11 protein-coding genes are annotated in these 14,117 nt (G+C 74.1%); 6 read left to right on the top strand and 5 right to left on the bottom strand.

The features are described from left to right. The first annotated feature begins 37 nt into the window (after positions 1-37). Entirely contained in the window at positions 38-4,900 is a 4,863-nt protein-coding gene (locus OG625_RS32365; RefSeq protein ID WP_329388057.1) for a hypothetical protein, read from the top strand. 426 nt (positions 4,901-5,326) lie between these two features. Here the strand turns inward: OG625_RS32365 and OG625_RS32370 are convergent, their stop codons facing one another. Then, complete coding sequence (locus OG625_RS32370; protein ID WP_329388059.1) at positions 5,327-5,833, bottom strand: hypothetical protein; 507 nt, start codon at positions 5,831-5,833, stop codon at positions 5,327-5,329. Between the two features lie 382 nt (positions 5,834-6,215). On the opposite strand from OG625_RS32370, the gene OG625_RS32375 reads away from it, so the two are divergent. From OG625_RS32375 to OG625_RS32390, 4 genes are read left to right on the top strand one after another with little or no spacing between them, the layout of a single operon-like run. Then, positions 6,216-8,969, top strand: a complete 2,754-nt coding sequence (locus tag OG625_RS32375) for a sensor histidine kinase (RefSeq protein ID WP_329388061.1) — start codon at positions 6,216-6,218, stop codon at positions 8,967-8,969. After that, the gene (locus tag OG625_RS32380; RefSeq protein ID WP_329388063.1) at positions 8,966-9,403 is read left to right on the top strand and encodes a roadblock/LC7 domain-containing protein; all 438 of its coding nucleotides are present in this window, start codon (positions 8,966-8,968) and stop codon (positions 9,401-9,403) included. The genes OG625_RS32375 and OG625_RS32380 overlap by 4 nt, the downstream gene beginning before the upstream one ends. A gap of 10 nt (positions 9,404-9,413) precedes the next feature. Further along, positions 9,414-9,872 carry a DUF742 domain-containing protein gene (locus OG625_RS32385; protein ID WP_329388065.1) on the top strand — a complete coding sequence of 153 codons (459 nt, stop codon included), beginning with the start codon at positions 9,414-9,416 and terminating at the stop codon, positions 9,870-9,872. Continuing rightward, positions 9,853-10,485: a GTP-binding protein gene (locus OG625_RS32390; RefSeq protein ID WP_329388067.1), complete on the top strand. Its 633-nt coding sequence runs from the start codon at positions 9,853-9,855 to the stop codon at positions 10,483-10,485. Before OG625_RS32385 ends, OG625_RS32390 begins: the two co-directional genes overlap by 20 nt. Positions 10,486-10,811: 326 nt before the next feature. On the opposite strand, the gene OG625_RS32395 is transcribed toward OG625_RS32390, so the two are convergent. From OG625_RS32395 to OG625_RS32410, 4 genes are all read right to left on the bottom strand, one after another. After that, on the bottom strand, positions 10,812-12,002 hold the full coding sequence (locus OG625_RS32395; protein WP_329388069.1) for a lipid-transfer protein: 1,191 nt from the start codon (positions 12,000-12,002) through the stop codon (positions 10,812-10,814). After that, a complete protein-coding gene (locus OG625_RS32400; protein ID WP_329388071.1) occupies positions 11,999-12,460 on the bottom strand; it encodes a Zn-ribbon domain-containing OB-fold protein in 462 nt (153 codons plus the stop codon). Before OG625_RS32400 ends, OG625_RS32395 begins: the two co-directional genes overlap by 4 nt. A 63-nt stretch (positions 12,461-12,523) precedes the next feature. Continuing rightward, positions 12,524-12,862, bottom strand: coding sequence for a DUF962 domain-containing protein (locus tag OG625_RS32405; protein WP_329388072.1), 339 nt, complete (start codon positions 12,860-12,862; stop codon positions 12,524-12,526). 13 nt (positions 12,863-12,875) lie between these two features. Next, on the bottom strand, positions 12,876-13,559 hold the full coding sequence (locus OG625_RS32410; protein ID WP_329388074.1) for a M15 family metallopeptidase: 684 nt from the start codon (positions 13,557-13,559) through the stop codon (positions 12,876-12,878). A gap of 29 nt (positions 13,560-13,588) precedes the next feature. Between OG625_RS32410 and OG625_RS32415 the strand changes: the two genes are divergently transcribed. Beyond that, on the top strand, positions 13,589-14,098 hold the full coding sequence (locus OG625_RS32415) for an NUDIX domain-containing protein (protein WP_329388076.1): 510 nt from the start codon (positions 13,589-13,591) through the stop codon (positions 14,096-14,098). The last annotated feature ends 19 nt before the right edge of the window (positions 14,099-14,117 follow it).

The raw sequence follows: 14,117 nt of genomic DNA on the forward strand, positions 1-14,117 counted from the left end.
GTACCTCCGTACCAAGACACCACGAGAGTCTGCCGCCATGTACGAGCTGTCCCGGATCCGCCTCTACTCCATCGGGCCCGCCGGTGCGCGCTACGCCGACACCGTGCTCGACCTGCGCGGAGTCGGCGAGCCGGTGCCTCACCCGGCGCCGACGCAGGCGGAGTTCTTCGAGGACGAGCCCACCGGCCCGCCGCGCCGCCCCGCGCCCGCCGGAGTGCTCTTCCTGGAGAACGGCGGCGGCAAATCGGTCCTGCTCAAGCTGATCTTCTCGGTGATGCTCCCCGGCCACCGCAACACCCTCGGCGGCGCCAGCTCCGGCGTCCTGCGCAAGTTCCTGCTCGCCGACGACTGCGGACACGTCGCCCTGGAGTGGCAGCACACCCAGACCGGCGAGTGCGTGGTCGTCGGCAAGGTCAGCGAATGGCGCGGCCGCCAAGTCTCCAACGACCCCCGCAAGTTCGCCGAGGCCTGGTACTCCTTCCGCCCCGGCCCGGGCCTGAGCCTCGACAACCTCCCCGTCGCCGAGGCCACCGCCGTGCGCCCGTCCGCCGAAGGCACCTCCGGCGCCCAGGGCCGCCGCCGCACCATGAAGGGCTTCCGCGACGCCCTCACCGAGGCCGGCAAGGCCTACCCGCACCTGGAGGTCTCCTGGGAGGAGATCCACGACCGCTGGAACGAGCACCTCACCGAACTCGGCCTCGACCCCGAACTCTTCCGCTATCAGCGCGAGATGAACGCCGACGAGGGCGAGGCCGCCGGCCTCTTCGCGGTCAAGAAGGACTCCGACTTCACCGACCTCCTGCTGCGGGCCGTCACCGACACCCGTGACACCGACGGCCTCGCCGACCTCGTCCACGGCTTCGGCAACAAGCTGGGCCGCCGCTCCGAGCTGATGGCCGAACGGGAGTTCACCGCGGGCTCGGTGGACCTGCTCACCCGCATCGTCGAGGCCGCCGAGACCCGCTCCCGGCTGCGTGACGTCCACGCCGGCGCCGAACGCCGTACGCGCACCCTCGCCCGCCGGCTGTCCGCCCGCGCCGCCGAGGAACGGGGCCGCGCCGCCGAACTCGCCCAGCGGGTCACCGGCGCCGCCCACGAGGTCACCTCCGCCGAGTCCGCCCGCACCCGCAGCGCCGCCGTCTCCGCCGAACTCGCCTACCGGCACGCCTCGCTGGCCCTGACCGTCGCCGACAAGGCCGCCGCCGCCCAGCGCCGCGAACTCCTCGAAGCCCGTACGCTGCACGCCGCGTGGCAGGCCGCCGAGAACGTGCTGCGCCACCGCGCCGCCGCGGACCGCTCCGCCCGGGTCGCCGCCGCGATCCTGGAGGCCGAGCGGGACGCCGCCCCGGCGCTCGCCGCCCGCCGTACCGCCGCCACCGAGCTCGTACGCGCCCTGCACACCGCCGCCGAGCAGGGCGAACGGGCCGCCAACGAGGAGGAGGAGCGCTCCGCCGTCCTCCAGGCCACCGGCGAGGACGCCCACCGCGACGCCACCGCGGCCGCCACGGCCGCGCAGCGGGCCCGCAGCGAGGCCGAGCACCTCCGCTCGCGGCTCGGCGAGGTCGAGCAGGAGACCGCCGAGGCCGTCCGCGCCGGCTGGCTCGACGACTCCGCCCCCGACGCCGACCCCGCGCGCGCGGCCCTCGCCGCCGCCGACGCCGAGAAGACCGCGGTGGCCGCCTGGGACGAGTCCCGCGAGGCGGCCAGGGCCGCCGCCGAAGCCGCCCGGGAGGCCGCCTCGGCCGAATCCCGCGCCGAACTCACCGCCGCCCGCGCGGCGGACGCCGCCGACGCGGCCGAGGCCGCCCACGACGCCGAACACCGTGCCGCCGCCTCCCTCGCCGAATCCCCCCGCCTGGCAGCCCTCCTGGGCCTCTCGTCGGCCCCGGACGCGCACCTCCCGCACACCCGCGACGCGGCCCCGGGCGCCCGGACCGGGTCCGGCACGAACTTCCACGCGCCCGGCGCCCCAGCCGGCCCGCAGGGCACCGGCTCGGCCGAAGGCGCCGCCCCGGGCGGCCCGGACGGCGTCACCGCACGGGCGGGCGCCGCCCCCGGCCTGCCCGGCCTCCGCGGAGGCCGCGACTCCGGCACCGCCGCAGGCGCAGCCCAGGCCGGCAGCACCCCCGGTAGCCCGCAGGGCACCGGCGCGGCCCCGCACGACCCCGCCACCGCCGGACGACTCACCGCCGCCGACCTCGACCGGAACGCCGCCGACCTCCACCGCCTCCTCACCGACGGAGTCGCCTCCGCCGAACGCCACCTGTTCGAGCTGCGCACCGCCGCCGCCGACGACGCCCGCATCCTCGGCGCCCTCGGCGACGGCGGCCTGCTGCCGCCCGGCCCCGACGTCCTCGCCACCGTCGAGTACCTCGGCGAGCACGGCATCCCCGCGCTCCCCGGCTGGCGCTACCTCGCCCAGTCCGTGGATCCGGCCGACCACGCCGCCGTCCTCGCGGCCCGCCCCGAGCTCGTCGACGGCGTCGTCATCACCGACCCCGACACCCACAGCCGCGCCCGAGAGGTACTCGCCGGCGCCGCCCTGCTGCCCCGCTCCACCGTCGCCGTCGGCACCGCCGCGGCCCTGCTGGCCCCCGTGCCGCCGGCCGGGGACAGCGACACCGCCGTGTTCCTCGTACCGCCGAACCCGGCCATGCACGACGAACACGCCGCCGACGAGGAGCGCCAGGCGCTGCGCACCCGCGCCACGGCCCGCGACACCGAGATCCGGGACCTGGCCGCCCGCCTCGGCGGGGACCGCGAGCTCGCCGCCCGCCTCGCCTCCTGGCGCACCGGCTGCCCGGCCGGCCGGCTCGCCGAGCTCGCGCAGCAGGCCCAGGCCGCCCGGGCGTTCGCCGAAGAGGCCGACGCCGAGCTCGCGGAGGCCCGTACCGTACGTGCCGAGGCAGACGAGGCCGCCGCCGACGCCGCCCGCGTCCGCGACGAACGCCAGGACACCGCCCAGCGCGCCCGCCGCGCCGCGGACGCCCTCGCCGGCCTCGCCTTCCGCCTGCGCGAGCGTGCCGGCTGGCAGGCCAGGCTCCGTGAACTCGCCGAAGAGGCCGCCGAGTCCGAGGCCCGCGCCGAGGTCTGCCTGGACCGGGCCCGCGCCGCCGACGAGGACCGCCGCGCCGCCCAGCGCGCCGCCGACGACGCCCGCCGCACCGCCCGCGCCCTGCGGGCCGAGCGCGCCGAGATCGCCGGCGCCCCCGACCCCCTCCCCGAGGACGACGGCAGCCGCAAGGCCCCCCTCCCGGACCTCCGGGAGGCCTACCGCGCCGCCTCGCAGCTCTACGAGAAGGTGGGCGTCGGCGCCGACCTGCGCGCCGAACAGGCCCGCGCCGAGAGCGACGAGAGCGCCGCCCTCGCCGAACTCGACCGGCTCACCAACAAGGTCCGCACCCGCGCCGCCCAGCTCCTCGAAGGCACCGACGGCGCCGACGGCCCCTCCCGGCAGGCCGCGGCGGCCCGCGCCGAGTCCCTCGTACAGATGCTGGAGTCCCGCGCTTCCGCCGCCAGCGAGCAGCTCGGCCGGCTGCGCGGCGAGGCCGAACGGCACGCGCCTGCCGACGGCGAGGCGCACACCGAACTGCCCGACGAACTCGTCCCCGAGGACGTCGAACAGGCGCAGGCCCTCCTGCGGACGGCCACCGCCCAGTACGCCGCCCACAGCGCCGCCGTGGAATCCGCCCGCGCCGCCCACGCGGACCTGCTGCGCTCCCACCGCACCGCCGAGGACGGCGCCGGGGGCTTCGACGAGACCGCAGCCCTCCTGCGGGACCTCCTGCGCGACCACGCGCACCAGGAGGACGAGCAGGAGCCGGCCGCGCACCCCGGCACCCTGGAGGAGGCCCGGCAGTCGGCCACCGAGGCCCGCCGCTCCCTGCGCGGCTGCGCCGCCGACCTCTCGGCGGCCGAGGCCGCGGTGCGCGAGGCGAGCGACATCCTGGTCCGGCACGCCAACGCCACCCGCTACGAGCAGGTACGCACCCCCGCGCGCCAGCAGATCCGCGAACTGCCCGCCTCCGCGCTGCCCGAGCACGCGGCGGCCTGGGCGGCGGCCTTCGCACCGCGCCTGCGCGTCCTCACCGACGAACTGGCGCAGCTGGAGCGCAACCGCGACAGCATCGTCGACCGCCTGCGCGGCCTCGTCGAATCGGCCCTGGCCACGCTCCGTTCCGCGCAGCGGCTCTCGCAGCTGCCCGAGGGCCTCGGCGAATGGTCGGGCCAGGAGTTCCTGCGGATCCGCTTCGAGGAGCCCGACCAGGCCACGCTCACCGAGCGCCTCGGCGAGGTCATCGACGAGGCGACCCGCTCGGCCGTGAAGAAGAACAGCACCGCCTCCTTCGGCGAGGGCCGCCGCGACGGCATGTCCCTGCTCCTGAGGGGTGTCCAGGCAGCCCTCGAACCCAAGGGCATCTCCGTGGAGATCCTCAAGCCGGACGCGGTCCTGCGCGCCGAACGGGTCCCCGTCGGCCAGATGGGCGACGTGTTCTCCGGCGGCCAGCTGCTGACCGCCGCGATCGCCCTCTACTGCACGATGGCGGCCCTCCGCAGCAACGACCGGGGCCGCGACAAGCACCGGCACGCGGGCACGCTGTTCCTCGACAACCCGATCGGCCGCGCGAACGCCACGTACCTGCTGGAACTCCAGCGGGCCGTCTCGGACGCCCTCGGCGTCCAGCTCCTCTACACGACGGGCCTGTTCGACACCACGGCCCTGGCGGAGTTCCCGCTGGTGATCCGGCTGCGCAACGACGCGGACCTGCGGGCGGGCCTGAAGTACATCAGCGTGGAGGAACACCTCCGCCCGGGCCTGCCCCAGCAGTCCCCGGATTCGGAGCCCATCCACGGCGAGATCACGGCAACCCGCATGTTCCGCCGGACCACCACCTCCTGACCCCCTCACCCCGCCGGGCCCGACCATCCGTCCGGTCCCGGCGGGCAGCAGCCTTCGGGCCGCTGGCGGCCCGCGGGGCCCGCACGCGCTCAACCAGGGTCCTGTTACCCGGACGTGTGTCCCCCCAGGGCTGCCCCCAGCCCAGGCCAGCCCAGCCCAGCCCAGGCCAGCCCAGCCCAGCCCAGGCCAGCCCAGCCCAGGCCAGCCCAGGCCAGGGCTGCCCCGCCCAGGCCTGCCCGGCCACGGTCAGCCCAGCCAGGGCCCGGCGGCCTGTACGCCCGCACGCCCGCCCCCTGTGGCCCGGCTTCGGGCGTAGCCACCGGCAGCCCGGAGTACGGGCACGCCCGCAGCAAGCGCAAAAGACGGGCGTCGGAGCCTCAGGCACGCCCCACAGGCGGTCCGGAGCCGGTCACCGGCCGGAGCCCGTCACCGGTGTCCCGGAGCCGTCAGGGGGCCGTCCTCCCGGGGTATTCGCCCCCGGCCGGACCCGCGCGCGGACCTGGCGGCCCGGCGGGCTTCGCGGCGGCGGGCCCGCGCGGTGCTGCTCGGCTCCGAGAAGACCCCGTGGCGTTGGTTCCACGCCTGGCGGGTGATCCACACGTCCAGCACGCCCCACGTGGCCACGATCGTCCCCGCGACCGCGCCGAGGGCCATCGGGAAGGCCAGCCAGGAGCCGGTCAGGGTGAGGTAGAAGGCGATCGTGGCGACGGTCAGGGTCACGGCCACGATCAGCACCGCCCGCACCGCGGACACCCGCACGGGGTCCGGCATCCGGCGCCGCCGGGCCGGCTCCTCCACCCACAGCCCGCCCCGCACGCCACCGACCACCGGACCGCCCGCGCCCGTCGCCGCACCAGCGGCACGGCCACCGGCACCGCCCCTGCCCCCGCCGGAGGCGCCGCCGCCCGCGCCCCCGCCCTCGTATCCGTTCACGGTCCGCTCTCTCCCCGACCCCGCGGCCGGCGCCGTCCGTCTCGCCATGCCTACCCACCCCACCTACCCAGACAGACGTCCGGGGCGGCCGGGAGATTCCCGAATCCCGGACGTATCCACCCGTCCCGAAGATCGCGGAACGAATAATTCCAGCCATCCATCCTGTTGCGGGAACCGAGGCCCCACCAGGTGTCATCTGCCACAAATGGGGCCGCACTTGACCGGAAGTATCGGACAACTCGTGATCTTCGACCAGGCGTCCGGCCGAAAACGTCCGGACACGCCTTCGAAGCACTGCTCCTTCAGTAGTAGGCTCGCGCCGTTTAAATGACGGAACACCGACCCCGAACAGCGGGGTTGAGCTGGGGAGGCTGGGGAGGCCATGCGCTTTCGCGGGAAATCCATCCGCCGGAAGATCGTGGCGTTGCTGCTGGTACCGCTCGTCTCCCTGACTGCCCTCTGGGGCTTCTCCACGGTCATCACCGGCCGTGAAGCCGTCCAACTCCTTGACGTGGCCTACGTCATCGACAAGGTCGGGTACCCCGTCGAGGAAGTCGCCCGAGTAATCCAGAAGGAACGCCGCCAGACCCTCGTACTGCTCGGCGACCCTCGCGCCTCAGGGGCGATAGCCGAGCTGACGAAGAGTCGCGCCGTCACCGACCAGGCGGTCGAGCAGATCAGCGCCAGCGCCCGGGACACGAAGGTCATGGACGAGCTGAGTCCGCAGAGCGCCCGGCACCTGCACACCATCGTCGCGGCGTTCCACGGCATCGGATCCATGCGCCGGTCCGTCGACCAGAACTCCCTCGACCCGACACAGGCCCTGGAGCTCTACAACCGGCTCATCGACCCCTGCTACGACTTCCTCATGAACCTCCACGGCCTCGACAACGTGGAGGTCGACAAGGAGGGCCGCGCGCTCGTCGGCATCAGCCGTGCCCGCGAGCTGTTCTCCCGCGAGGACGCCGTGATGGCCTCCGCGCTGGTCTCCCGCACCGTCGAAGCGGTGAACGTCCGTCAGGTCTCGGACCTCGCCGCGAACCGCAAGCTGCTCTACGAGTTCAACCTCGTGACGCTTCCCGCCGGCGACCGGGAGCGCTTCGAGCAGTTCTGGTCGGGCTCGGAGAGCAAGGCCCTGCGCGACGCCGAGGAACGTTTCATCACCGCCGGCGTCGGCAAGAACCCGCGCAGCACGACCCCCGCCCAGTGGGACGAGCTCGCGTCCAGAGCCCTCGACGACCTCGCGGCCATGAACAACGAGGCCGGCAACCGCTACCAGCAGCGCATCGAACCCGTCGCCATGGACGTGATGATCCAGGCCGCCGTCGCCGGCGTCCTCGGCTTCATCGCCCTGATCGTGTCGCTCATCCTGTCCGTCCGCATCGGCCGTGACCTGATCCGCGACCTGTCCCGGCTGCGGAAGGAGGCCCACGAGGCCTCCGGCGTCCGGCTGCCGAGCGTCATGCGCCGCCTCGCCGCCGGCGAGCACGTGGACGTGGAGACCGAGGCGCCCCACCTGGAGTACGAGAAGGACGAGGTCGGCCAGGTCGGCCAGGCCCTCAACAGCCTCCAGCGCGCCGCGGTCGAAGCCGCCGTCAAGCAGGCCGAGCTGCGTCGCGGCGTCTCCGAGGTGTTCGTCAACCTGGCCCGCCGCAACCAGGTGCTGCTGCACCGCCAGCTGACGCTCCTCGACACCATGGAACGCCGTACCGAGGACACCGAGGAGCTCGCCGACCTCTTCCGCCTCGACCACATGACCACCCGCATGCGCCGCCACGCCGAAGGCCTGGTGATCCTCTCCGGCGCCGCGCCCTCCCGCCAGTGGCGCAAGCCCGTCCAGCTGATGGACGTCGTACGGGCCGCCGTCGCCGAGGTCGAGGACTACGAGCGCATCGAGGTGCGCCGGCTCAGCCGCCTGGGCATCGCGGGCCCGGCCGTCGCCGACGTCACCCACCTCATCGCCGAACTCCTGGAGAACGCCACCGTGTTCTCGCCGCCGCACACCGCGGTCCAGGTGCTCGGTGAGCGCGTGGCCAACGGCTTCACCCTGGAGATCCACGACCGCGGCCTCGGCATGACCCCCGAGACCCTGCTCGACGCGAACCTCCGCCTCGCGGAGACCCCCGAGTTCGAGCTCTCCGACACCGACCGGCTCGGCCTCTTCGTCGTCAGCCGCCTCGCTCAGCGCCACAGCGTCAAGGTCGTTCTCCAGCCCAGCCCGTACGGAGGCACCACCGCGGTGGTCTTCCTCCCCTCGGCCCTGCTGACCGAGGCTCCCGAGACCAACGCCACCGGCCTGCGCCTGGAGGAGTCGGGCAAGCCCGCCTCCGAGCGGCCCGCGCCCGCCGCCGTCGAGCGGGGGAGTTCCGGCCGCCCGCTTCCCACCGCCGAACTGCGCGGTCCGGTCGAGCTGGAGGCCCCCCTCGGCATCAACGGGGTCGACGCGCTGGACTCCGTCCTGGACGAGCAGGTCGCGACCGGCATCGCCGGCCTCACCGGTGTCGGCGGCCGCCCGGCCATGGCCACCCTCGACGACGAGACCCCGCCCAACGGCACCCCGCGCAGCGCCCTGCTGGGGCTGCGCCCGGCCGACCGGCCGCACAGCGACCGGCACACCGAGCGGACCGGGGCCCGCCAGGGCGCCGGCCGCGACCGCGAGCCGCTCACCCCGACCGGTCCGGTCCGGATGGACACCCAGCGACCCGACGGGGGCCTGCGTCCCGACGGCCGCCGCTCCCCGGGAGCCGTGCCGCTGCCGCGCCGCCGCTCCACGCCGACCCTGGTGGCCGAGCACGGCCGCCGCGTGGACCCCCGCCCGGTGCCGGGAGCCACCGCCCCCGCACAGACCCCCGCGCCCGCCGGCGAGGACACCGCCGGCACCGGAGGTCTGCCCCGCCGCGTCCGCCAGGCCAGCCTGGCACCACAACTGAAGAACAGCCCGGCACCGAAGCCCGCCGACACCACCGCCGAACCGGATGACCACCGGGACGCGGAGGACGTACGTACGCGTATGTCCGCACTCCAGCGAGGCTGGACGGCGGGCCGCACCAAGCACGCAGAGCAGCAGTCCGAGGCCGACGCCGGCACCCCCGCCGCCACCGGTCCCGCGAACGAGAACGAAGGGGACGGTCGATGACCGCACCGCAGACCGGCAACGACACCAGGGGCCGCGGCTCCGGCCCGCTCAACTGGCTGCTCGACGAGCTCGTCGACCGAGTCGGTTCCATCCGCAAGGCCGTGGTCCTCTCCGGCGACGGCCTGCCCACCGGCAGCTCCAACGACCTGACGCGCGAGGACAGCGAGCACCTGGCTGCCGTGGCCTCCGGCTTCCACAGCCTGGCCAAGGGCGTCGGCCGGCACTTCGATTCGGGCAGGGTCCGCCAGACGGTCGTCGAGCTCGACGAGGCCTTCCTCTTCGTCATGGCCGCCGGCGACGGGAGCTGCCTCGCCGTACTCGCCGATGCCGACTCCGACGTCGGTCAGGTCGCGTACGAGATGACGCTCATGGTCAAGCGAGTCGGTGACCACCTGGCGACCGCCCCGCGCACCGGGCTGCCCGCCGGAGGGTGAGTCGGACCGCATGAGCGACCCACGCCAGGACGGCCGGCACCACTCCGACGACAGCAACAACTTCAACGAGACCGACGTTCCGTTCGCCCCCGAACACGACCACTGGTTCGACGACGACGCCGGCCCGGTCGTGCGCCCGTACGCGATGACCCGTGGCCGGACCAGCCACGCGGGCCAGCACCGACTGGACCTGATCGCGCTCGTCGTCGCCGAACCGGCGGCCGACGATCCGGTCTGGGACATGACCCTGTCCCCGGAACACGCGCACATCCTCGGACTGTGCCGCGACCGGCCGCAGTCGGTCGCCGAACTGGCGGCCGACGTCGACCTCGCGGTCGGGGTCGTGCGCGTCCTGATCGGCGACCTGGTCGCCGACGAACTGGTCCATGTGAACCGGCCGGTGCCACCGGCCGAACTGCCCGATGAATCCATTCTGCGTGAGGTGATCGATGGCCTTCGGGCGCTCTAGCCGCACCGGTGCCATGCATGCCGTGTCACCGGTCGAGCCGCTGACCCTGAAGATCCTGGTCGCGGGCGGCTTCGGGGTGGGCAAGACCACCCTGGTCAGTGCGGTAAGTGAGATCAGACCCCTGCGAACCGAGGAACGGCTCTCCGAGCCGGGCGTCGGCGTCGACGACACCGGGGGAGTGGAGGGCAAGAACACCACGACCGTGGCGATGGACTTCGGGCGCATCACGCTCCGCGAGGACCTCGTGCTGTACCTGTTCGGCACGCCCGGCCAGGACCGCTTCTGGTTCCTCTGGGACGAACTGGCCCAGGGCTCGCTCGGCGCGGTCGTCCTCGCGGACACCCGCCGGCTCGCCGACTGCTTCGCCGCGATCGACTACTTCGAGCGGCGCTCGATCCCGTTCGTGGTCGCGGTCAACTGCTTCGACGGCGCGGACCGCCACCCGGTGGTCACCGTACGGGAGGCACTCGACCTCGACCCCGAGGTACCGGTGCTGCTGTGCGACGCGCGGGACCGCGAGACCGTCAAGGACGTGCTGGTCGGGGTCGTGGAGCACGCGATGGCCCTGGCCCGCGCCCGTCGCCTGAGCCTCACGGCGGAAGCCGGGGCCTGACGTGGAGGCGACCCGTACCCCCGCCGACTGGGGTACGGGCCGCAGCTCTCATGGGGGGTTCCGGGTCCCGGTCGCCGCGCGGGACTGTGGAGCGAGTGTGAACCCGCCACAAGAAGCCGTCAAGCATTCAGACAGCATCGTCCGCAGCCGCACCGGACCGGCCGTCTCCTACCGCCCGAACCACTACCCACGGGCCCGGAGGACCGCACCCCACCCCACCGCACACCCGGCCCCGGCCGGGCCGGCACCCCCCGACCCCGCCGGGGCGTCGACGCACGGCCGCCCCGGGCCTCAACGCCCCACCCGCCCGAGCCCAGCGGCACGCGTCACCGCACCGCGATGACGGCCGACCCGTGCCCGAACAGCCCCTGGTTGGCAGTGATTCCGGCCCGCGCCCCCGGTACCTGCCGCTCCCCGGCCGTCCCGCGCAACTGCCACGTCAACTCGCACACCTGCGCGATGGCCTGTGCCGGAACCGCTTCCCCGAAGGAGGCCAGACCGCCGCTCGTGTTCACGGGGATCCGCCCGCCGAGCGCGGTCGCCCCCTCCCGGACGAGCTTGGCCCCCTCGCCCTCCCCGCAGAGCCCGATGTCCTCGTACCACTCCAACTCCAGCGCGGTGGAGAGGTCGTACACCTCGGCCAGCGAGAGATCGTCGGGCCCGAGCCCCGCCTCCTCGTACGCGGCGCGCGCGATCGAGGACCGGAAGGAACCGGCCGCCGGCTCCACCGCCACCACCGAATCGGTGGCGATGTCCGGCAGGTCCAGCACCGTCCGCGGATAGGTCGGCGTCACCGTGGACACGGCCCGGATCCGTACCGGGTCGCTCACCCCCCCCGCGCGGGCGAAGTCCATGCTGCTCAGCACCAGCGCCGCACCCCCGTCGGAGGTGGCGCAGATGTCGAGCAGCCGCAGCGGGTCGGCGACGATCGCCGAGGCCGCGACCTCCTCGGCGGTGACGCTCTTGCGGTAGCGGGCGTTCGGATTGAGCACCCCGGCCGCCGCGTTCTTCACCTTGACCTGGGCGAAGTCCTCCGCGGTGTCTCCGTACACGGCCATCCGGCGGCGGGCGTACAGCGCGAAGTACGCGGGGTTGGTGGCGCCGAGGACGCGGAAGCGCAGCCAGTCCGGATCATCCGGCCGGTCGCCCCCGGCCGGCGCGAAGAACCCCTTGGGCGCCGCGTCCGCCCCCACCACGAGGACCACGTCGGCCAGCCCCGCCAGGATCTGCGACCGGGCCGCCCCGATCGCCTGCGCCCCGGAGGCGCAGGCCGCGTACACGCTGGTCACGCGCGCGCCCTGCCAGCCGAGCGCCCGGGCGAAGGTCGCACCGGCCACATAGCCCGGATACCCGGAGCGCACGGTGTCGGCTCCGACGATCGAGCCCACGTCCGTCCAGTCCAGCCCGGCGTCGGCGAGCGCCGCCCGCGCCGCGGCCCGCCCGTACTCGACGAAACTGCGGCCCCACTTGCCCCACGGGTGCATGCCGGCCCCGAGGACGGCGACATCGGCGCTCACGCGGCCCCTCCCACCGGCTTGAACTGCCAGGTGGTCCAGGCGGTACCGGTGTCCGCGTCCTCGTTCAGCACGCCGCCCACCACCTCGACCTCCATTCCGACCGCCAGATCGGCGACGCCCACCCCGGGCGCGGCCTGCCCCAGCACGACCATCCCCTCGGCCGCCAGCTCCACCGCGACGAGCGTGTACGGCTCCCAGGGCGCGGCCGGATCGGACACGTACGGCGCGGGCGGCCGGTACCGCCCGTCCGTGTAGGACCAGACCCTGCCGCGCGCGGACAGCGGCACCTCGGCGAGCTCCCCGCCGCCGGGGCAGCGGGGATTGCGGCAGTACGCGTCCTCGCGCGGGAAGAAGACCGCGGTGCAGGCCGAGCAGCGGGTGCCGAGCAGCCGGAAGCCGCCGCCCTCCGCATCCTCGGTGAACCACCCGCTCACGACGGGTGTGCGTGTGAGTGCCAAGATCCCTCCCATGCCGAAGAACTGACGCATCGTCAGAAGTCTGTCACGGGAGGGCAGGCCGGGTCACCGGTTCTGGGCGAGCCACTTCCGGGCGATCTCGCCCAGTTCCGCGTCCCGACCCGCCAGCATCATCCGGATCATCTGCGCGTCCCCGCGCAGGGACCACACGGGATGGCCGAAGGTGGCGGGGTTGTTCCCCTCGATCAGGAAGTGAGCGGGCCAGGCCGTCCCGTACCCGACGAGCGGGAGCGCGGCCAGGTACCGCCCGCGCCCGCGCGCCACACCGTAGGCGGTCAGCGCCAGCCCGGTGAGGGTGCCGGTGAGGTGGACCCAGCGGGTGGCGGCGCGGGAGTGCATGGCCACGTAGTACGGCCAGAATTCCTCGTACGAGCTGAAAGTCATGCGGGCACGGTACTCACGGCCGGACGGAGGCGACAGCGACGGGGAAATCGAAATACGAATCCGGATACGCCTCCGGCTCGTACGTGAAGTGCCACCACTCCTCGGGAAGGTTCACGAACCCCTCCTCGCCCAGCACCCGCTTCAACAGCTGCCGGTTCGCGCGGGCGGCGCCGGTCACCCGCGGATCATCGGTGTGCGACAGCGGATCGAAGAAGTCGAAAGCCGTGCCCATGTCCACTTCCCGCCCCCAAGGGATCCCCTCCAGGGTCACGTCGACCGTACTCCCGCGACTGTGCCCGGACTTCTCCGCGATGTACCCCTCGGGAATCAGCCGGTCCCGCTCCACGTTCGGATAGAACTCCGCCTTCCGTTCCCAGTCCCCGGGACCGTCCGCCTCCCGGGCCCACCGCACGAACCGGTCCACCGCCCGCTGCGGCCGGTAGCAGTCGTACACCCGCAGCGAGTACCCGCGCACCAGCAGCCTGCCCTGCGCCCGCCGCAACGCCTCGGCGGCCGGCCGCGCCAGCAGACAGACCGGCTCCTCGTACCCGTCCACCACCCCGCCGGTGAAGTTCCGCGCACCGGCGTACCGCATGTCCTGGCGGACGCTCGGATCCACCTCCCGCAGCGCCACGAACCCGGAAGGCGCCGCACCGCCACCGGCCAGCACCGCGACCACACCCACAACAACCGTCATCCGCATGCCCCTTGGCATACCATCGCCGGATGCCGGCACAGCTGAAGGACTCGCACTGCTCCACCTGTGGAGCGCCGTACTCCACCCTCACGTGGCCCCGCACCTGCGCCTCCTGCGCTGCGGTTGCCTACCGCAACCCCCTCCCGGTGGCCATCGCCCTGCTCCCCGTCGAGGACGCGGACGGCACCGGCCTGGTCGTCATCACCCGCACCATCGAACCGGCCCTCGGCGGCATCGCCCTGCCCGGCGGCTTCATCGACTTCGGCGAGGACTGGCGCGAGGCGGTCGTCCGCGAGCTGCGCGAGGAGACCGGCATCACCGCCCCGGCCTCCGAGGTCACCCTCGCCGACGCCCTGAGCTCCCCGGCGGGCCACCTCCTCCTCTTCGGCCTCCTCCCGCCCCGCCCGGCCGCGGACCTCCCGGCCTCGCGGCCCACGGACGAAACCACGGGCTGGCACCTCCTCCACACCCCGACCCAACTGGCCTTCCCCCTCCACACCAGGGCGGCGGCATCCTGGTTCGAGGGCAAATACGCCTGACCCCACAGGCCACCCAGAG

It is taken from the genome of Streptomyces sp. NBC_01351, assembly GCF_036237315.1.
In the GTDB taxonomy this organism is placed as follows: domain Bacteria; phylum Actinomycetota; class Actinomycetes; order Streptomycetales; family Streptomycetaceae; genus Streptomyces.